The sequence below is a fragment of the Paramixta manurensis genome, assembly GCF_013285385.1.
GTDB classification, from domain to species: Bacteria; Pseudomonadota; Gammaproteobacteria; order Enterobacterales; family Enterobacteriaceae; genus Paramixta; species Paramixta manurensis.
This window is the reverse complement of sequence record NZ_CP054212.1, coordinates 1,517,259-1,535,729: the sequence shown is the minus strand read 5'-3', so window position 1 is coordinate 1,535,729 and position 18,471 is coordinate 1,517,259. Positions and strand designations below refer to the sequence as shown.

19 protein-coding genes, 3 tRNA genes and 2 other RNA genes are annotated in these 18,471 nt (G+C 51.6%); 3 read left to right on the top strand and 21 right to left on the bottom strand.

The window, feature by feature from the left end; all coding sequences use genetic code 11:
* Window positions 1-107 precede the first annotated feature (107 nt).
* Window positions 108-449 (top strand): YbgS-like family protein, encoded by a 342-nt coding sequence (locus PMPD1_RS07525; RefSeq protein WP_173633448.1) that lies wholly within the window; start codon window positions 108-110, stop codon window positions 447-449.
* A gap of 162 nt (window positions 450-611) precedes the next feature.
* A complete protein-coding gene (gene zitB / locus PMPD1_RS07520) occupies window positions 612-1,538 on the top strand; it encodes a CDF family zinc transporter ZitB (RefSeq protein ID WP_173633447.1) in 927 nt (308 codons plus the stop codon).
* Here the strand turns inward: zitB and pnuC are convergent, their stop codons facing one another.
* From pnuC to PMPD1_RS07505, 3 genes are all read right to left on the bottom strand, one after another.
* Complete coding sequence (gene pnuC, locus PMPD1_RS07515; protein WP_173633446.1) at window positions 1,539-2,258, bottom strand: nicotinamide riboside transporter PnuC; 720 nt, start codon at window positions 2,256-2,258, stop codon at window positions 1,539-1,541.
* 27 nt (window positions 2,259-2,285) lie between these two features.
* Window positions 2,286-3,347 (bottom strand): quinolinate synthase NadA, encoded by a 1,062-nt coding sequence (nadA, locus tag PMPD1_RS07510; protein ID WP_173633445.1) that lies wholly within the window; start codon window positions 3,345-3,347, stop codon window positions 2,286-2,288.
* A 165-nt stretch (window positions 3,348-3,512) separates the two neighbouring features.
* The gene (locus tag PMPD1_RS07505; protein WP_173633444.1) at window positions 3,513-4,007 is read right to left on the bottom strand and encodes a methylated-DNA--[protein]-cysteine S-methyltransferase; all 495 of its coding nucleotides are present in this window, start codon (window positions 4,005-4,007) and stop codon (window positions 3,513-3,515) included.
* Window positions 4,008-4,195: 188 nt separating this feature from the next.
* Here PMPD1_RS07505 and PMPD1_RS07500 point away from each other — a divergent pair, with 188 nt between their 5' ends.
* A complete protein-coding gene (locus PMPD1_RS07500) occupies window positions 4,196-5,668 on the top strand; it encodes a DNA-3-methyladenine glycosylase 2 (protein ID WP_173633443.1) in 1,473 nt (490 codons plus the stop codon).
* 89 nt (window positions 5,669-5,757) lie between these two features.
* Here PMPD1_RS07500 and PMPD1_RS07495 read toward each other — a convergent pair.
* From PMPD1_RS07495 to sucC, 18 genes are all read right to left on the bottom strand, one after another.
* Window positions 5,758-5,884: non-coding RNA, RtT sRNA (locus PMPD1_RS07495), on the bottom strand.
* Between the two features lie 29 nt (window positions 5,885-5,913).
* Window positions 5,914-5,989 (bottom strand) — tRNA-Lys (locus PMPD1_RS07490).
* Window positions 5,990-6,078: 89 nt separating this feature from the next.
* Window positions 6,079-6,206, bottom strand: a non-coding RNA gene (locus PMPD1_RS07485) — RtT sRNA.
* A gap of 12 nt (window positions 6,207-6,218) precedes the next feature.
* A tRNA-Lys gene (locus PMPD1_RS07480) sits at window positions 6,219-6,294 on the bottom strand.
* Between the two features lie 56 nt (window positions 6,295-6,350).
* Window positions 6,351-6,426: transfer RNA gene (locus PMPD1_RS07475), tRNA-Lys, on the bottom strand.
* 164 nt (window positions 6,427-6,590) lie between these two features.
* Window positions 6,591-7,394 (bottom strand): cell division protein CpoB, encoded by an 804-nt coding sequence (cpoB, locus tag PMPD1_RS07470; protein ID WP_173633442.1) that lies wholly within the window; start codon window positions 7,392-7,394, stop codon window positions 6,591-6,593.
* A gap of 9 nt (window positions 7,395-7,403) precedes the next feature.
* Complete coding sequence (gene pal / locus PMPD1_RS07465) at window positions 7,404-7,919, bottom strand: peptidoglycan-associated lipoprotein Pal (protein WP_173633441.1); 516 nt, start codon at window positions 7,917-7,919, stop codon at window positions 7,404-7,406.
* A gap of 43 nt (window positions 7,920-7,962) precedes the next feature.
* The gene (gene tolB / locus PMPD1_RS07460; RefSeq protein WP_173633440.1) at window positions 7,963-9,252 is read right to left on the bottom strand and encodes a Tol-Pal system beta propeller repeat protein TolB; all 1,290 of its coding nucleotides are present in this window, start codon (window positions 9,250-9,252) and stop codon (window positions 7,963-7,965) included.
* A 248-nt stretch (window positions 9,253-9,500) separates the two neighbouring features.
* Complete coding sequence (gene tolA / locus PMPD1_RS07455; protein ID WP_173633439.1) at window positions 9,501-10,679, bottom strand: cell envelope integrity protein TolA; 1,179 nt, start codon at window positions 10,677-10,679, stop codon at window positions 9,501-9,503.
* A gap of 30 nt (window positions 10,680-10,709) precedes the next feature.
* Complete coding sequence (gene tolR, locus PMPD1_RS07450; protein ID WP_173633438.1) at window positions 10,710-11,138, bottom strand: colicin uptake protein TolR; 429 nt, start codon at window positions 11,136-11,138, stop codon at window positions 10,710-10,712.
* A gap of 12 nt (window positions 11,139-11,150) precedes the next feature.
* Complete coding sequence (tolQ, locus tag PMPD1_RS07445) at window positions 11,151-11,837, bottom strand: Tol-Pal system protein TolQ (RefSeq protein ID WP_173633437.1); 687 nt, start codon at window positions 11,835-11,837, stop codon at window positions 11,151-11,153.
* Window positions 11,834-12,238 (bottom strand): tol-pal system-associated acyl-CoA thioesterase, encoded by a 405-nt coding sequence (gene ybgC, locus PMPD1_RS07440; protein WP_173633436.1) that lies wholly within the window; start codon window positions 12,236-12,238, stop codon window positions 11,834-11,836. The genes tolQ and ybgC overlap by 4 nt, the downstream gene beginning before the upstream one ends.
* Before the next feature lie 218 nt (window positions 12,239-12,456).
* Entirely contained in the window at window positions 12,457-12,756 is a 300-nt protein-coding gene (ybgE, locus tag PMPD1_RS07435) for a cyd operon protein YbgE (RefSeq protein ID WP_173633435.1), read from the bottom strand.
* Window positions 12,756-12,869 (bottom strand): cytochrome bd-I oxidase subunit CydX, encoded by a 114-nt coding sequence (cydX, locus tag PMPD1_RS07430; protein WP_173633434.1) that lies wholly within the window; start codon window positions 12,867-12,869, stop codon window positions 12,756-12,758. Before cydX ends, ybgE begins: the two co-directional genes overlap by 1 nt.
* A 14-nt stretch (window positions 12,870-12,883) precedes the next feature.
* Entirely contained in the window at window positions 12,884-14,023 is a 1,140-nt protein-coding gene (gene cydB / locus PMPD1_RS07425; RefSeq protein WP_173633433.1) for a cytochrome d ubiquinol oxidase subunit II, read from the bottom strand.
* Window positions 14,024-14,035: 12 nt separating this feature from the next.
* Window positions 14,036-15,604: a cytochrome ubiquinol oxidase subunit I gene (gene cydA, locus PMPD1_RS07420; RefSeq protein WP_173633432.1), complete on the bottom strand. Its 1,569-nt coding sequence runs from the start codon at window positions 15,602-15,604 to the stop codon at window positions 14,036-14,038.
* Between the two features lie 770 nt (window positions 15,605-16,374).
* Entirely contained in the window at window positions 16,375-17,250 is an 876-nt protein-coding gene (gene sucD, locus PMPD1_RS07415; RefSeq protein WP_173633431.1) for a succinate--CoA ligase subunit alpha, read from the bottom strand.
* A complete protein-coding gene (gene sucC / locus PMPD1_RS07410; protein WP_173633430.1) occupies window positions 17,250-18,416 on the bottom strand; it encodes an ADP-forming succinate--CoA ligase subunit beta in 1,167 nt (388 codons plus the stop codon). Before sucC ends, sucD begins: the two co-directional genes overlap by 1 nt.
* Window positions 18,417-18,471 lie beyond the last annotated feature (55 nt).

Here is an 18,471-nt window from a genome sequence, read left to right as displayed (position 1 = left end):
ATCAAATGATATGAAGCCGGGATTTTATCTTGTGTGGTGAGTATGCACGCTCTAAAACTGCTTTATCGGGTTTGTCTCAGCAACCATCAATAATTAACGGGAGCATCATGATGAATAAGTTTGCAATCGTATTTTTGGCAACAGCAATGACACTGGGTAGCGGAGCAGCCATGGCTGCAAATAGCAATGGTAATGAGAACTCTGCTGCTGATGCAGGTGCTAAAGCACCGGGCGCGAAAGAAAATCTACCGCCGAACAAAGTTGATAATAATAAAATTAACACCGGCGATACCAATACGGCAAATCCCGGTAATGGCAGCATGAGCGCTGACCAAATTGATAAAAACTCCGACTGTAAAGACGGAAAATGCCCAAATGTTAATGAGAAAGTAAAAACTAAACAGGGCGGCGGTAGCGTCGATCGTCAGACCGATGGTACCAGCCAGTAATACATCTCATTACAGGAGAGCGTCTGCTCTCCTTATTTTTACGTCATCTTGGTCAATTCATCCACGTCCAACTGTCACCCCAAAATAAAGCGCATCAGACTCTCATAGCAGAGCCCTATTTCCTGGTATGATGGGTGCCTGAATGATTAATCATGGATAATTATGGCGCATCAACATTCACATTCGGAAGGAAACGGTAACCGTTCACGTCTGCTGGCGGCATTTACCGTTACCGCGCTATTTATGGTCGCGGAAGTTATCGGCGGCTTGCTCTCTGGTTCACTCGCCCTACTGGCCGATGCCGGTCATATGCTGACTGATACCGCAGCGTTGCTGGTCGCTTTACTGGCGGTGCAGTTTGCCCAACGCCGTCCTAATGAACGTCATACTTTTGGCTGGCTGCGTTTAACCACGCTGGCGGCTTTTGTTAACGCAATTGCTCTACTGGTCATTACAGTACTGATTGTCTGGGAAGCGATTCGTCGCTTTTATCAGCCGCAGCCCGTCGCTGGCGGCTTTATGTTAGTGATTGCCTGTGCCGGATTATTAGCTAACTTACTTTCATTCTGGCTGTTACATCGCGGGAGTGAAGAGAAGAATCTCAATGTGCGTGCCGCGGCATTGCACGTTATGGGCGATTTACTCGGTTCGGTGGGCGCGATTGCCGCGGCGTTAATTATCATCGCCACCGGCTGGACGCCTATCGATCCTTTGTTATCGATCTTAGTTTCGGCGCTGGTACTGCGCAGCGCCTGGACATTGATGAAAGAGAGCCTGAACGAACTACTGGAAAGCGCGCCGAGTTCCGTTGAGGTGGTAAAACTGAAGCGTGACCTGACGTTGAACATCGCCGAAGTCCGCAACGTCCACCATGTTCATGTCTGGCAGGTGGGTGAAAAACCGGTAATGACCTTGCATGTGCAAGTGGTGCCGCCCTACGACCATGATGCGTTGTTACAACGCATTCATCACTATCTGCACCAGCATTATCAGATCGATCACGCGACGGTGCAGATGGAGTACCAACGTTGTGAAGGTGAGGATTGCTCACTGGGCAGTAGCGAACATGCGCATCATCACCCGCATTAATTAACCTGAAAGCGCTTGCGAACCCTGTTGGCGGGCGCTTTTAATCCATAACCAACTGCCATTCAGTGCGATCAGCGTCAAAATCGCATATTCCAGCGACATGGCGTACACGCCCTGACGGGCAAAAATCATCACGCTGATCACATTAATAATCACCCACAGCAGCCAGTTTTCGACGTATTTACGCGTCATCAGTATCATCGCCACAATTGAGAGTACCATCATGCAGGAATCCCAAAAAGGAAACGCATCCGGCTGCAATACCGGCATTGTGACCTGCAACCCAAGCTGGTGTAACACCGCGACAGAAATTTTAGTCAGGAAAGCGAAAACCGGGTCAATAAACGCCGTCATCAAAGCAATTGCCACCACACATACTGCGCCCCAGCCAATGGCTTTTGGTAACGGCAACCAGCGGATTTTTAGCTCGCTCTGATTATCCGTTGTTTGCCGACTCCAGGCGTACCAGCCGTAAAGGTTGGCGACAAAAAAGAACAGTTGTAGTAATAAACTGGCGTACAGTTGAATTTGAAAAAAAATCGCGGCGAATAACGAGACGTTAATTAAACCAAACAGGTAATTAATCAGTTTTTCTTTACTTGCTAACCAAATACAGAGTAAACCAGCCAGCGTGCCAATCCCTTCAATCCATGAAAGATCGTAACCGCCCGCCCCGAGAGGAATATGAACCGCTATATTTTGCGTGCTAAAAAAATCCATATCAGCGCCTTGTAAAATAAGAAAAGATCAGGCGTTACCCTTCACCTGTAGCCTGAGACTCGCTGCAAAAGATAGCATACGATTCAGCGGGAGCAATGCGCCTTCTCGTAACGCCGCATCCACCTGAATCTCATGCGCTTCACCGCCAGACTCTAACCCTTCGGCAATGGCGCGCAGGCCATTCATCGCCATCCATGGACAGTGCGCACAGCTTCGGCAGGTAGCGCCTTCACCAGCGGTAGGCGCCTCAAGCAACGTTTTATCCGGACATGCCTGCTGCATTTTATAAAAGATGCCGCGATCGGTCGCGACAATCATCTGCTGATGCGGCAGCATTTGCGCGGCCTGGATCAATTGACTGGTCGACCCAACAGCATCAGCCAATTCAACGATCGCCTGCGGTGATTCAGGATGAACCAATACTGCCGCCTGTGGGTAGAGCGCTTTCATGCGCTGCAACGCTTGCGTTTTAAACTCGTCATGAACAATGCAGGCGCCTTGCCAGCACAGCACGTCCGCGCCGGTTTGCCGGGCCACGTAACGCCCTAAATGGCGATCCGGCGCCCAAAGAATTTTCTCCCCGAGGCTATCCAAATGTTCAATTAGCTCGACAGCAATACTGGAGGTCACCACCCAATCGGCGCGCGCTTTTACTGCTGCCGATGTGTTGGCATAGACCACTACGGTGCGATCGGGATGCTGGTCGCAAAACTGATTAAAATCATCAATGGGGCAACCCAAGTCGAGCGAACATTCAGCCTGTAACGTCGGCATCAGCACCGTTTTTTCCGGACTGAGTATTTTTGCCGTTTCGCCCATAAAACGTACGCCTGCGACCAATAGCGTTTTAGCCGGATGCGCGCTACCAAAACGCGCCATTTCCAGCGAATCTGCAACGCAGCCACCGGTCTCTTCAGCCAGAGCCTGGATTTCTGGATCGGTGTAGTAGTGGGCAACCATCACCGCATCGCGCTCGCGTAGCAACCGTTTGATTTTTTCGCGGTAAGCATCCTTTTCATTAGGCGTAAGCCGCTTGGGCTTAGGCGGGAAAGGATAAACGGCAGTTTCAGGATCGAACATTAGGCTCATAATCGCAATCTCGTTTTACCGGCTTAACATATCAGGCTAAACATAGCGGTTATCCGCCACATATAACCTAATTTGTTTTATATGCTAAACAAGATAGCGAAATTAATCGCCGCTGTCGCCCGCTTTTTGCGGATGACCAAAAATATCACCGGCACGCAGTCCGCATCACTCCTCCTGACGCTCGCGCGACTCAAGCCCAAGCAGCAACGCTTTATTATCCAGCCCGCCGGCAAAGCCGGTCAGCTTGCCGTTTGCGCCGATCACGCGATGGCAGGGAGCAATAATTGAGATTGGGTTTTTACCGTTTGCCGCGCCCACCGCCCGCATGGCTTTGGGATGACCAATCTGTTGTGCGATTTGCGCGTAGCTCCGCGTTTCTCCGAAAGGGATGGAAACCAATGCCTGCCACACCTTTTGCTGAAACGCGGTGCCTTCGAAAGCGAGCGGTAGCGAAAAACATTGACGCTGACCGCTGAAATACTCGCCCAGTTGACGTTCGGCTTCCAGCAGGATCGGATGCTGATGATCTTCCGTTAGCGGATTAAAGCGAAAATGGTTACGCAGCTCATTTTCCCACAGCACGGCAACCAGTGCCTTTTCAGTGGCAATTAGCGTGAGCTCCCCTACCGGCGATTTCATTTTTTTGCAGAACCAGCTCATTTTTCCTTCTCCTTTATCAGTAAAGCGATAACCCGACTTATTTCGCTGAAGGTTATTATCCGCCCTTTTTCCCTGCTGGCTGGCTGTTTTCGGACATCGGTATAAAATAACCTGATGTCCGAAAACAGCCGGTTTTATCGTGACGTTTCGCCTACAGTGCTACCTACGACCTTTAAGGAAGCGTAATTATGATTGATCAGAATGCAGCGTATCAGGCGCTAACGTCGCGCGATGCGCGCTTCGATGGCGTTTTTTTTGTCGGCGTGACGTCAACCGGTATCTATTGTCGCCCGATTTGCCCGGTGAAGCCACCACGCAAGGAAAACTGCCTGTTTTTCGCCAGTGCCGAAGCCGCAGAGAAAGCCTCATTTCGCCCCTGCTTACGCTGTCGACCTGAATTAGCGCCGGGTAATGCTCCGGTCGATAATGCGCACCGCATCGCTGATTTACTCATTCAACGCATTGAGGAAGGGCTAATCGAACAGGTTGGTAATTTGGAGGGTATTGCCGCACAGTTCAACCTTAGCCTACGACAATTGCGGCGTATCGTACAAAAAGAGTTGGGCGTTTCCCCACTGGAACTCAGGCAAACACGTCGGCTGTTACTCGCTAAACAATTGTTGACCGAAACCCGTTTGCCGATCACCGAGGTCGCCTTTGCCAGCGGCTTTGCCAGTTTGCGGCGCTTTAATGATGTGTTTAATGCCTGCTATCGGATGCCGCCGGGCAGGTTGCGCAAAGAAGCCGGTGAAGCTTCGCACGGCATCATCGAGAGCGAAACCTCCTGTCTACAGCTAAGTTATCGGCCGCCTTATGATTGGTCGGCGATGCTGGCTTTTCTTCAACTACGTGCGCTAAAAGAGGTCGAGATCGTTGATGACCAAAGCTATACCCGCACCGTACGTCTGGGAGCTTATCGCGGCTGGGTACGCGTAACGCAAGTGCCGGGCAAGCATGCTTTACAGGTGGAGTTTACCCATTCGTTGATCGGCGCATTACCTGCGTTGTTGCGGCGTTTACGTCATCTGTTCGATCTTAATGCGCATCCTGACAGCATCGACCGTCACCTACAGCAAGATCCCTTATTGCGTGACAGTATTAGCAAAAATCCTGGCTTGCGGGTACCGGGCGCATTTGATGGTTTTGAAATGACAATACGGGCGATTCTCGGCCAGCAAATCACGGTAAAAGCGGCAACGACGCTGGGCGGTCGGTTTGTTAATGCCTTTGGCGAGAGTATCAATACGCCTTTCCCGTCGCTTACCCGGCTGACGCCTTTAGCGGGGCGCGTGGCGACCGCTACGCTTGATGATATTGCCAGCCTCGGCATTGTTAGCGCACGTTCACGCTGCATTATGGCGTTAGCGCAGACCTGTGCCTCGGGAGAACTGGTATTGGATGCCAGTGCTCATCCTGAAGGGATGATTGCACAATTACTTGCGTTACCGGGGATTGGTAACTGGACGGCGCAATATATCGCAATGCGTGCCTTACGTTGGCCTGATGCCTTTCCGGCCGATGATATTGCAGTGCGTAATAATTTGGGTGGCGTGAGTGCGAAACAGGCGGAAGCGTTGTCTGTCGGTTGGCAACCGTGGCGTAGTTATGCGGTGTTGCATATTTGGAAAAATTTGACGCCGGAGAAACAGAAACAGGGCTAGCTCGACTCGAACCTTTTACGGTTCGAACCCTGCCGAATTAGCGTAGCAAAAAGGCGCCTTTAGAGCGCCTTTAGAGCGCCTTTCTACATTGGTGGGTCGTGCAGGATGACTCGGCCTTTGGCCTCGCCCTGCGGGCCGTTGCCGCTGGCAACGTTGTCTCGCCTTCGCTCGACTCGAACCTTTTACGGTTCGAACCCTGCCGAATTAGCGTAGCAAAAAGGCGCCTTTAGGGCGCCTTTCTACATTGGTGGGTCGTGCAGGATTCGAACCTGCGACCAATTGATTAAAAGTCAACTGCTCTACCAACTGAGCTAACGACCCGCTGTGCGGTTTTCTTTATTTTCGCCGGGCGATGAAAACCAACCGTGGGTTCGCTTCCTTCACGATTTAACGCCAAACCAACTTTGAAGTGGTGGGTCGTGCAGGATGACTCGGCCTCTGGCCTCGCCCTGCGGGCCGTTGCCGCTGGCAACGTTGTCTCGCTTTCGCTCGACTCGAACCTACTGCAGGTTCGCTTCCTTCACGATTTAACGCCAAACCAACTTTGAAGTGGTGGGTCGTGCAGGATTCGAACCTGCGACCAATTGATTAAAAGTCAACTGCTCTACCAACTGAGCTAACGACCCGCTGTGCGGTTTTCTTTATTCTGCCGGGCGATGAGAAACGGCTATCAACGCTAAAGTGGTGGGTCGTGCAGGATTCGAACCTGCGACCAATTGATTAAAAGTCAACTGCTCTACCAACTGAGCTAACGACCCACTTATCGCTGACCGGAACGCCTTGCGTTATCCCCTGTCAACGGCGGCATATATTACTGATTTGAGTTTCCAGCGCAACCACTATTTTCCGTTAAAGGCTTCAACTGCTTACCTTTCATGCGGCAAGACCAGAAATCCACCGAAATCCGGTCAAGTCATCGCAATTACAGCGTGGCAGCGCGTTTTTGCGCCTGCTTTGCCGATTCGGTATTGGGATACTGTTTGACTACTTGCTGATAGACGGCTTTTGCCTTCGCCTTATCGCCTTTATCCTGCATGATCACCCCAACCTTAAACAGCGCTTCCGGGCTCTTTGGCGATTTCGGGTAATTCTTCACCACCGTGGCAAAATAGTAAGCGGCATCATCCTTTTTACCCTTGTTGTAATTCAACTGCCCAAGCCAGTAATTGGCGTTTGGCTGGTAAGTCGAATCCGGGTATTTTTTAACGAAAGCCTGAAAAGCGGCAATGGCTTGATCGTACTGTTTTTTCTCCAGCACCAATGCCACCGCATTATTGTAATCGGTATTCGCATCGCCGCTTTGAACCGGAGCAGAAGAGGCTGGCGTACCAGCCGCACCGCTACTATCGCCGCCAGCTGCTGCTGCGCCGCCGGCAGCGGCAGCCGCGCCAGTCGAAGCGCCCTGCGCGTTACCGTTACTGCTTAGGCTATCCATCTGCTGATAAATCTGCTTCTGGCGCTCAACAACCTGGTTCAACTGATAAGTATTCTCCTGGATTTGCCCGCGTAGAGAATCAATATCATTTTGCGTGTCGCTGAGTTGCTGCTGAAGTTGTTGAAGAAGCTGGGCCTGAGCATTAGAAATACGCTCAAGCGTAGTGACCCGGTCTTCTACCGAGCCTGAGCCGACGCTACTGATTGCTGCCTGGGCATTAGCGGCCCAGGGGGCCGCTACGCCAATCAGTAACGACAGACTCAACAGGTGAGGTCTGAAGCTACTAATCATGTGACTCTCTTAGTATACCAGTACGGCACGACGGTTTTTGGCATATGCCGCTTCGTCGTGGCCCAGAACAGCCGGCTTCTCTTTACCATAAGAAACGATAGAGATCTGATCGGCAGAAACGCCTTTGCCCTGCAGGTACATTTTCACCGCTGTTGCGCGACGTTCGCCCAACGCGATGTTGTATTCCGGCGTGCCACGCTCATCCGCATGACCTTCAACAGTCACTTTGTAAGACGGGTTGCTACGCAGGAATGCTGCGTGCGCATCCAGCATCTGAGCGAAGTCAGAACGGATGTCATATTTATCCAGATCAAAGTAAACGATGTTGTTCTTCTGCAGTTCTTGCATCTGCAGGCGAGCCTGCTCTTCAGAAGACATGTTACCGTTAGCGCCGTTGCCGTAAGCACCGTCAGCGCCAGCACCGTTGGTCTGGTCGTTATTATTGTTTTTGTGTGAGCTACAAGCCGCCACAGCGATCACTGGCAGTGCCAGCATTAACCCTTTCAGCACTTTGTTCAGTTGCATTTCTAAATCCTATTATTGTTTGCCATACATATTTACACATGCATCACAGATACGGCGACCAGGCAGGAAATTTGACCTGTCCATCAGTTGCCGGAAGACGCGCTTTGAAACGCCCATCGGTCGAAACCAACTGCAACACGGAACCCATCCCCTGAGTAGAGCTATAGATAACCATTGTGCCGTTAGGTGCGAGACTTGGCGTCTCATCCAGGAACGTGTCCGTTAATTGTTGAACGGCTCCCGTTTCCAGATCTTGTCTGGTGACGTGTTGCGCACCACCATTGGTGCTAATCATCACCATAGATTTACCATCAGTGCTAACTTCCGCATCCTGGTTTTGCGAACCTTCCCAGGTAATACGCTGCGGCGCGCCGCCGGCACTGACTTTATAAATTTGCGGACGACCCGCCTGATCCGAGGTATACGCCAGGTTTTGGCTATCCGGGAACCAGGTCGGTTCAGTACTATTATAACGACCATCGGTAAGCTGACGCATCTGACCTGATGCAAGATCCATCACATACAGGTTCAGGCTGCCTGTTTTAGACAGGGCGAAAGCCAGCTTAGTCCCATCCGGTGAAAATGCCGGAGCGCCGTTGTGACGCGGGAACGAAGCTATCTGTTTAATCGCGCCATTCGCCAGCGTCTGCACCACCAACGCGGAACGCCCGCTTTCGAAGGTCACATACGCCAGTTTACTGCCGTCTGGCGACCAGGCTGGCGACATTAACGGCTGCGGTGAACGGTGAACCACAAACTGGTTGTAGCCATCGTAATCTGCAACGCGCAATTCATACGGGAACTGGCCGCCATTGGTTTGCACCACGTAAGCGATACGCGTACGGAAGGCGCCCTTGATACCCGTCAGCTTTTCAAAAGATTCGTCGCTGGCAGTATGCGCTGCGTAGCGCAGCCACTGCTTAGTCACTTTATACTGGTTCTGCGCCAGCACCGTGCCCGGCGACCCGGAAGTATCCACCAACTGATAGGAAACCAGATAGCTACCATCGGCGCTTGGTTGAACCTGACCAACCACCACCGCGTCAATACCTAACGCCGTCCAGGCAGCAGGTTGCACTTCAGCAGCCGTCGTGGGTTGCTGCGGCAGGCGTGCGCGATCCAATGGATTAAATTTACCACTGTTACGTAAATCGGCGGCGATAATGCCGCCAATATCTTCCGGCGCCGCGCCCGGACCATCCCATTTAAACGGCACAACGCCAATCGGACGCGCGGTGTTCACACCTTGCGTAATTTCAATGCGAACCTCTGCATGCAGCGCGGCTGCCCACAAAAGCAAAAAGCTTAATGCTACACGAAATGCCTGCTTCATCTTCTCTCCCTTATCTGAACCGATGAGTCCACGATAAATAGCAGTGTTTCAACAACCATTAATGCAAAACGATATACCCGTCATTCTTCAAGCTGCAGGTTCGTTGGTAACGTTCGCTCACCCGAATCACTTACCGCGGTAAGCTCATCGGGATTCACTCTCTTGCCGCCTTCCTGCAACTCGAATTATTTAGGATATAGAATACGGCATGCGAACCAGAGTTCAACATGCCGCGTGTGACCCAATCCTTAAGGCTTAAACTCCAGCGTAGCCTCTTTCACCGCTTGATACACATCCTGGCTCGGCGGTTTCGGAATACGCGCCATACGCGCCGCATTAATTGCCGCCTGGCACAATGCCGGGTCGCCACCGGCCTGTGTCGCTGAGATTAACAACCCGTCCGGCGCGAGTTTAATACGAACATCACAGGTTTTCCCTTTAAACGTATCCGCATCGTAAAACTTGCTTTGGATAGCCCCTTTGACCTGCCCGAGGTAGCTATCAATTGCCGCGCCGGATGCGCCGGATTTTTTCTGATTCCCCTGCCCCGCTGCTCCGCCGCCTGCCTGGCCGCTTTTCGGCGCATTCTTACCAGAAGTTAACCCACCTAACAGATCATCGACATCATTTTGGTTTTTCGCTGCTTCTGCCGCTGCCTTTTTCTTCGCATCCGCCGCCGCTTTCGCTTTGGCTGCCGCATCCGCTTTTTTCTTCGCATCAGCCGCCGCTTTTTGTTTCGCTTCTTCGGCGGCTTTTTCCTTCGCCTCTTGCGCAGCTTTCGCATCGGCTGCGGCTTTGGCTTTCGCGTCTTCCGCCGCTTTTTGTTTCGCGGCGGCCGCAGCGGCAGCTTTCGCCTGCTGATCGGCTTGTTTCTTGGCATCCGCCGCCGCTTTTTTCGCCTCGTCTTCAGCTTTCTGCTTCGCCTCAGCTGCGGCCTTGGCTTGCGCATCTGCCTGAGCTTTCGCGTCAGCTTTCGCTTTCGCGGCAGCGGCTTCTGCCTGTTTCTGCTGCGCTTGCGCCTGTTTTGCTGCTTCCTGCGCTTGTTTCTGCTGCTCAGCCTGCTGCTGCGCCTGCTGTTTTGCCTCTTCCTGTGCCTGCAAACGCTCTTTTTCAACCTCTTTTAAGCGTTGTTGCTCGGCAGCTTGCTTCTGTTGCAACTCTTCAGCCTGCTGCTGCGCCTGCTTTTTGCGCTGCTGCTCGGCACGCTGGCTATCACTCTGCTGATTTTGCTGGCGATTGTACTGTTCCACCACCGCACCGGGGTCGACCATGACAGCATCAATATCGCTACCGCCACCGCCGCCGCTGGCTTCGATGTTTTCGTTAAACGAACTCCAAATCAGTAATGCAATCAAAATGATATGCAGTATCACTGAAATGATAATGGCACGTTTTAACTTATCGTTCTGTTCGGTTGCCTTCGACACTCTCGGTTCCCAAAAAACGGTTCGAATTAATTAAATCGGCTGCGTCATCAAACCGACTGATTTCACGCCTGCCTGGTGCAGCAAGTTCAGCGCTTTGATGATTTCGTCGTAAGGCACATCTTTCGCGCCGCCAATCAGAAACACGGTTTTCGGATTGGCTTCCAGCCGACGCTGCGCTTCCGCAACAACCTGCTCTGACGGCAGTTGGTCCATACGATCGTGATCAACCACCAGGCTATACTGCCCAACGCCCGCCACTTCAACGATAACCGGCGGATTATCATCACTGGAAACTGTCTTCGAATCGGTCGCATCCGGCAGATCGACCTCTACGCTTTGCGTGATGATCGGCGCGGTTGCCATGAAAATCAGCAATAGCACCAGCAACACATCCAGTAAGGGAACGATATTAATTTCAGACTTCAGGTCGCGACGATGGCGACCACGCGTTCTGGCCATGCCAACCTCCGCTTACTTGCTGTTCTCGCTAGAGAACGCCTGACGATGCAGAATAGCCGTGAACTCTTCCATAAAGTTATCGTAATTCTGTTCCAGCTTATTCACGCGCTGATTGAGCCGGTTATATGCCATCACCGCCGGAATGGCGGCAAACAAGCCAATGGCCGTGGCGATCAACGCTTCCGCGATACCTGGCGCCACCATCTGCAATGTCGCCTGCTTCACGGCACCCAGCGCGATAAAGGCATGCATGATGCCCCACACCGTCCCGAACAGGCCGATATAAGGGCTGATCGAGCCGACGGTGCCGAGAAAAGGAATATGCGTTTCCAGCGTTTCCAACTCTCGATTCATTGAAATACGCATCGCGCGGCCCGCACCTTCGACTACCGCTTCCGGCGCGTGATTGTTGGCACGATGCAAACGGGCAAACTCTTTAAAGCCCGCGTAGAAAATTTGTTCCGACCCACCGAGCTCATCACGGCGAGCCTGGCTTTCCTGATACAGGCGAGAAAGCTCAATACCGGACCAGAACTTATCTTCGAAGGCTTCGGCTTCGCGTCCGGCGGCATTCAGGATACGGGTTCGTTGAATGATGATTGCCCAAGAGGCAATGGAAAACCCGATTAAAATTAACATGATAAGTTTGACCAGAAGGCTCGCCTTCAGGAACAAATCAAGAATGTTCATGTCAGTCACTGCTTGAACTCCGCGACAATAGACTTGGGAAGCGCAATGGGCTTCGTTAGATGTGGGTTGATGCAGGCAATAAGGACTTCTGCTTCATTGAGCACTTTACCTTCCGCATTCACGATACGTTGTGCGAATGTCATGGTTGTTCTACTCATTGCGACCACCTCGCTTTGGACTTCCAACAAATCATCAAGGCGCGCAACCGCAAGGTAATCAACCGTGATCCGACGCACGACAAAGGCCACCTGCTGTTCCAGCAGCGCCTGTTGATTGAAATGGTGCTGGCGCAGCATTTCAGTACGTGCTCGTTCATAAAAAGCGATATAGCTAGCGTGGTAAACCACACCACCAGCATCGGTGTCTTCATAGTAGACCCGCACCGGCCATCGAAACAGCGTTGTACTCACTCTACATCCCGGTAATGCATTTAAACGTTGCTACTATACGCAAGAGCAAACGGCTTGGGAATGGATTGCCAGAGTGGAGAGAAAATAATTATCACTCAGAGACAAACGTGGCGCTTTTCGGGATAAATCTTAGCGCTGGCCTGACAAAAAACCACATAACTGGAGGTTTATCGACATTACGGTAAGCGGCCAGACGACGCTGGCCGTATCAGAAAGGATTATGCAGCGTGAAACCAAAAACCAAGGCCGCAGACAAGGATAATCGCTGCCGGAAGCGGCGCAAAAAAAGCCTGCCAGCGAATGCGACGCAGGCGAAAACCTACGCCATGAATTACGCCAGCACACACTGCCCACATCATTACCAATGCTTGCCAAATATTCAGTGGGCCGGTTTTCGCCGCAAAGCGTGCGGGTTCCCAAAACATACACCCCGCCAACAGTAACGCCATCAGTAAGGTAAGAGCCCTTAACGGGCCCTTATCCATCACCGCATATAGCCAAGAGATCAACGGCTGCATTACGGTTTTTCTTTCAGGTCGGCACTCGCTTCCACTTGCTCAATCGCCAGCGCGGTAACAATACCGAAAGCGCAGGCAAGGAGCGTTCCAAGAATCCAGGCAAAATACCACATTGTTCAGCTCCTTATTAATAGAGTGAGTGCGAGCTACTTTCGATCTGCTCTTTAGTAATGCGACCGAACATTTTGTAGTAACACCAACTGGTGTACGCCAGAATAATCGGCACGAAAACGATCGCGACAAAAGTCATCAACTTCAACGTCATGGCGCTCGAGGTCGCATCCCACATGGTTAGGCTTACGTTAGGTACGGTACTTGACGGCATAATGAACGGGAACATGGCGACGCCCGCAGTCAAAATTACGCAAGCCAGCGTTAATGAGGAACTGACAAACGCCCAGCCCCCTTTTTCCAGCCGGGAGAACAGCACGGTTAATAGCGGGAACAACACCCCCAGCGCCGGGATGACCCACAACACTGGCGTCTGGTTAAAGTTCACCAGCCATGCGCCCGCCTGACGAGTGACTTCTTTCGCCAAAGGGTTAGACGCCGCATGGTGATCCAACGCCGAGGTCACGACATAACCGTCGATACCATACATCACCCAAATACCCGCCAGCACGAAACAGACCATCATGACTAACGCGGCAATCTGCGCGGCGGTGCGTGAACGAAGATGCAACTCACCGGTGGTACGCATTTGCAGATAGGTAGCGCCTTGGGCAATGATCATCGTCAGGCTAACCACACCCGCCAGCAGACCAAACGGGTTCAGTAACTGGAAGAAATTACCGGTATAGAACAGGCGTAAATATTCATCAGCATGGAAAGGAACGCCCTGCAACAGGTTGCCAAAGGCCACACCAATCACCAACGGCGGCACCAGGCTACCAATAAAGATGCCCCAATCCCACATTCCGCGCCAGCGCATATCCTCAATCTTAGAACGATAGTCGAAACCGACCGGGCGGAAGAACAGTGACGCCAATACCAAAATCATCGCCACATAGAAGCCGGAAAACGCGGCGGCATACACCATCGGCCAGGCGGCAAACAACGCGCCGCCAGCGGTGATCAGCCACACCTGGTTACCGTCCCAGTGCGGTGCGATACTGTTAATCATGATGCGGCGTTCGGTATCATTGCGGCCCAGAATGCGCGATAACATGCCAACGCCCATATCAAAACCGTCGGTAACCGCGAACCCAATCAGCAAGATGCCGATCAGTAGCCACCAAATAAAGCGCAATACTTCGTAATCTAACATTTGTCGACTCCTTTACCGCACCGGCTGTGATGAAACCGTTGACTGCTCATAGTGATAGCGTCCGGTTTTCAGGCTGCTCGGGCCAAGGCGCGCAAACTTGAACATCAGGTACATTTCCGCAACCAGGAACAGCGTGTACAGACCGCAAATTAGCCCCATTGAGAACAGCAGATCGCCCGCGGTCAGTGACGAGTTCGCCACCGCGGTTGGCAACACCTCGCCCACCGCCCACGGTTGACGGCCATATTCCGCCACAAACCACCCGGCTTCGATCGCGATCCACGGTAATGGAATGCCATACAGCGCGGCTTTGAGTAACCAGCGGTTTTTACCGATACGATTGCGAATCACGCTCCAGAACGAGAGGCCGATAATCAGGAATAGCAGCGCTCCGCCGAGCACCATGATGCGGAAAGCGAAATAGAGCGGCGCCACGCGCGGAATGGAATCTTTGGTTGCCAATTGAATTTGCGCTTCCGTTGCATCATAAACCTTCGGCGTATAGCGCTTCAGTAACAGGCCATAACCCAAGTCATGCTTACTGTTATTAAAGGCATTACGTACCGCGGGATCTTTATTCCCGGAACGCAACTCTTCCAGCAATTGGTAGGCTTTCATCCCATTACGGATACGCACCTCATGCTGAGCCAGCAGCTCTTTCAAACCGGTTACCGGCGTGTCAACCGAACGCGTCGCAATCAAGCCCAGCAGGTAAGGAATTTGTATCGCATATTTATTTTCCTGCTTTTCCTGATCCGGCACACCAAACAGGGTGAAAGCCGCCGGGGCCGGCTGCGTTTCCCACTCGGCTTCAATTGCCGCCAGTTTGGTTTTTTGTACGTCGCCAATTTCATAACCGGATTCATCACCCAGTACAATAACTGACAACACTGCCGCCATACCAAAGCTCGCCGCGATAGCGAAAGAACGTTTGGCAAAGGCGATGTCACGCCCGCGCAACAAATAATACGCGCTGATTCCGAGAATAAACATTGCGCCGGTGGTGTAACCTGCCGCGACGGTATGAACAAATTTCACCTGCGCTACAGGGTTTAATACCAGTTCGGAGAAGCTCACCATCTCCATACGCATGGTTTCAAAATTGAAGTCGGCAGCAATCGGGTTTTGCATCCAGCCATTGGCGACCAGGATCCACAACGCGGAGAGGTTCGAACCGAGTGCCACCAGCCAGGTTACAGCCATATGCTGAACTTTACTGAGGCGATCCCAACCAAAGAAAAATAAACCGACGAAAGTGGATTCAAGGAAGAACGCCATTAATCCTTCAATCGCCAGCGGCGCACCGAAAATATCGCCAACATAGTGTGAATAGTAAGACCAGTTGGTTCCGAACTGGAACTCCATGGTCAGGCCAGTGGCCACGCCCAGCGCAAAGTTGATACCAAACAACTTGCCCCAGAACTTGGTCATATCTTTATAAATTTGTTTACCCGACAGGACATACACGGTTTCCATAATCGCCAACAAAAACGCCATACCCAGCGTTAAGGGGACGAAAAGGAAATGGTACATCGCAGTCAGAGCAAACTGTAAGCGCGACAGTTCGACAATATCAAACATCTTGACCCCTTGCTCCTCACAAAAAGACCTTAGCCAGCAACTCGCGCCTGACAAAACGCCGAGCGAAATGATGACTAATATCTAATAAACACCACCGACAGTGTTCCCGTTATTACTGCGCAGGCGAATAAAACCGACATCGCAACCACGACAGCATCCGCATGTAACAAATACGTTAAATAAAAACTCAGGAAAGAACGCCATTATAATACGCCGTCATTCAATAACGGGAAACAACCTTTGCGTGACCGCTAATACATTTCCATCAATAAATCGACTTCTTACTAAAATCAGCCTCAGGCATTAAATTGATATAGAACAATTTAAAAGGATTTTCGGAAGTTTTCCAGCGCTGCCGTCAGTTATAAAGCGATTTTTATTGATCTATGTTAACTCTATGGCAATCAAAACCATTATTGGTGAATGTATTGTTAAATATATGTATTAATCACGTAGTTAAAAAACCAATCGAGTTAAATAAACTCATATCAATTAACCTGCGAGACAAAACAAGGCCAATTTTAGCGTTAAATTTCCAGTTAGTTTAATTATCGATGATAAATTTCTTTTTATAGCGTTGGTATATTAAGCCTCTTGGATTTTACAACTCATTCACCATTATCAGCATTACTTTTAACATCGATTTTTAAAGGATAGCGTGAATTTTCTATTTTACCTGCGGCACCGCCTCCGGCTCATGTTTCCTCCCTTTTGGGCATAAAAAAGGCCACTCGAAAGTGGCCAATATGTCGAGATTGTCAGACACAGTATTATTTTTGAGGTAATACCGCTTTTACCGCGTCGCCAATGTCTGCAAGGCTACGAACTGTTTTCACACCTGCGGCTTCCAGCGCGGCGAATTTCTCATCGGCAGTCCCTTTACCACCGGCGATGATGGCGCCCGCATGCCCCATGCGTTTACCTTTTGGCGCCGTAACGCCCGCGATATAACCGACAACCGGTTTAGTCACGTGCTCTTTAATAAAGGTCGCCGCTTCTTCCTCGGCACTACCGCCGATTTCACCGATCATCACGATCGCTTCCGTCTGCGGGTCGTCCTGGAACATTTTCAGGATATCAATAAAGTTGGAACCCGGAATCGGGTCACCGCCGATACCAACACAGGTTGACTGGCCGTAGCCAATATCGGTGGTTTGTTTAACCGCTTCATAGGTCAGCGTACCGGAACGCGAAACGATACCGATGCGGCCAGGCTGATGGATATGACCCGGCATGATGCCAATTTTACACTCGCCAGGGGTGATTACGCCTGGACAGTTAGGGCCAATCATCCGCACGCCAGCTTCATCCAGCTTCACTTTTACCGTCAGCATATCCAGCGTCGGGATACCTTCGGTAATGGTGATGATTAATTTAATGCCCGCATCGATCGCTTCCAAGATGCCGTCTTTACAGAATGGCGCGGGAACATAGATAACCGAAGCGGTTGCGCCAGTGGCTTCTACCGCTTCACGCACGGTGTTAAACACTGGCAGGCCCAGATGAGTCGTGCCGCCTTTGCCTGGCGTTACGCCGCCAACCAACTGCGTACCATAGGCCAGTGCCTGCTCAGAGTGGAAAGTCCCCTGTCCGCCGGTAAAACCCTGGCAAATGACTTTGGTGTTTTTGTCGATCAAAATGGACATTATTTACCCTCCGCTGCGGCAACAACGCGTTGTGCCGCGTCTGTCAGGCTAGTTGCCGCAATAATGTTCAAACCGCTGTCCGCCAGTTTCTGTGCGCCCAGCTCAGCGTTGTTACCTTCCAGACGTACCACTACCGGTACGTTGACACCCACTTCGGCTACCGCACCGATGATGCCATCCGCGATCAGATCGCAGCGGACGATACCGCCAAAAATGTTAACGAAAACGGCTTTTACCGCCTCGTCGGAAAGAATGATCTTGAACGCTTCGGTTACGCGCTCTTTGGTTGCGCCGCCGCCCACGTCGAGGAAGTTCGCTGGCTGGCCGCCGTTAAGCTTAACGATATCCATGGTACCCATCGCCAGACCCGCGCCGTTCACCATACAACCGATATTGCCTTCCAGCGCTACATAGTTCAGTTCCCACTGTGCCGCGTGCGCTTCACGCGCATCTTCCTGGCTCGGATCGCGCATTTCACGCAGTTCCGGCTGGCGGAACATCGCATTACCGTCCGCACCCAGTTTGCCGTCGAGGCACACTAAGTCGCCCTGCTTGGTGATCACCAGCGGGTTAATCTCAACCAACGCCAGGTCACGCTCAAGGAATAAGGTCGCCAGGCCCATAAAGATCTTAGTGAACTGGTTTACTTGCTTACCTGTCAGCCCCAATTTAAAGGCTAATTCACGCCCTTGATAAGGCTGCGGCCCGGTCAGGGGATCAAGCGCCATTTTGTGGATCAGGTGCGGCGTCTCTTCCGCTACCTTTTCAATTTCCACGCCGCCTTCGGTTGAAGCCATAAACACCACGCGACGGCTGCTGCGATCAACCACTGCGCCGAGATACAGCTCTTTATCAATATCCGTTGCCGCTTCAACCAGAATCTGATTCACCGGCTGACCGCCAGCATCAGTTTGATAGGTAACCAGTTTTTTACCCAACCAGTTTTCAGCAAACGCGCGGATATCTTCTTTGCTGTTAACCACTTTCACACCGCCCGCTTTACCACGGCCTCCGGCATGAACCTGACATTTCACCACCCACGGGCCTGCGCCGATTTTAGAGGCAGCTTCTTCCGCTTCACGTGGCGTGGTGCAGGCGTAACCAGTAGGTGCCGGTAAGCCATACCGTGCAAACAGTTGTTTCGCCTGGTACTCGTGTAAGTTCATGATGTTCTATCCATTCAGGTCTGAAAAGAGTAAAAACAGGCACGGTATATACCGT

Coding starts and splice junctions, on each gene's coding strand:
- PMPD1_RS07525 (WP_173633448.1), top strand. CDS start 108: ATGATGAATAAGTTTGCAATCGTATTTTTGGCAACAGCAATGACACTG.
- zitB (WP_173633447.1), top strand. CDS start 612: ATGGCGCATCAACATTCACATTCGGAAGGAAACGGTAACCGTTCACGT.
- pnuC (WP_173633446.1), bottom strand. CDS start 2,258: ATGGATTTTTTTAGCACGCAAAATATAGCGGTTCATATTCCTCTCGGG.
- nadA (WP_173633445.1), bottom strand. CDS start 3,347: ATGAGCCTAATGTTCGATCCTGAAACTGCCGTTTATCCTTTCCCGCCT.
- PMPD1_RS07505 (WP_173633444.1), bottom strand. CDS start 4,007: ATGAGCTGGTTCTGCAAAAAAATGAAATCGCCGGTAGGGGAGCTCACG.
- PMPD1_RS07500 (WP_173633443.1), top strand. CDS start 4,196: ATGATTGATCAGAATGCAGCGTATCAGGCGCTAACGTCGCGCGATGCG.
- cpoB (WP_173633442.1), bottom strand. CDS start 7,394: ATGATTAGTAGCTTCAGACCTCACCTGTTGAGTCTGTCGTTACTGATT.
- pal (WP_173633441.1), bottom strand. CDS start 7,919: ATGCAACTGAACAAAGTGCTGAAAGGGTTAATGCTGGCACTGCCAGTG.
- tolB (WP_173633440.1), bottom strand. CDS start 9,252: ATGAAGCAGGCATTTCGTGTAGCATTAAGCTTTTTGCTTTTGTGGGCA.
- tolR (WP_173633438.1), bottom strand. CDS start 11,138: ATGGCCAGAACGCGTGGTCGCCATCGTCGCGACCTGAAGTCTGAAATT.
- ybgE (WP_173633435.1), bottom strand. CDS start 12,756: ATGCAGCCGTTGATCTCTTGGCTATATGCGGTGATGGATAAGGGCCCG.
- cydX (WP_173633434.1), bottom strand. CDS start 12,869: ATGTGGTATTTTGCCTGGATTCTTGGAACGCTCCTTGCCTGCGCTTTC.
- cydB (WP_173633433.1), bottom strand. CDS start 14,023: ATGTTAGATTACGAAGTATTGCGCTTTATTTGGTGGCTACTGATCGGC.
- cydA (WP_173633432.1), bottom strand. CDS start 15,604: ATGTTTGATATTGTCGAACTGTCGCGCTTACAGTTTGCTCTGACTGCG.
- sucD (WP_173633431.1), bottom strand. CDS start 17,250: ATGTCCATTTTGATCGACAAAAACACCAAAGTCATTTGCCAGGGTTTT.
- sucC (WP_173633430.1), bottom strand. CDS start 18,416: ATGAACTTACACGAGTACCAGGCGAAACAACTGTTTGCACGGTATGGC.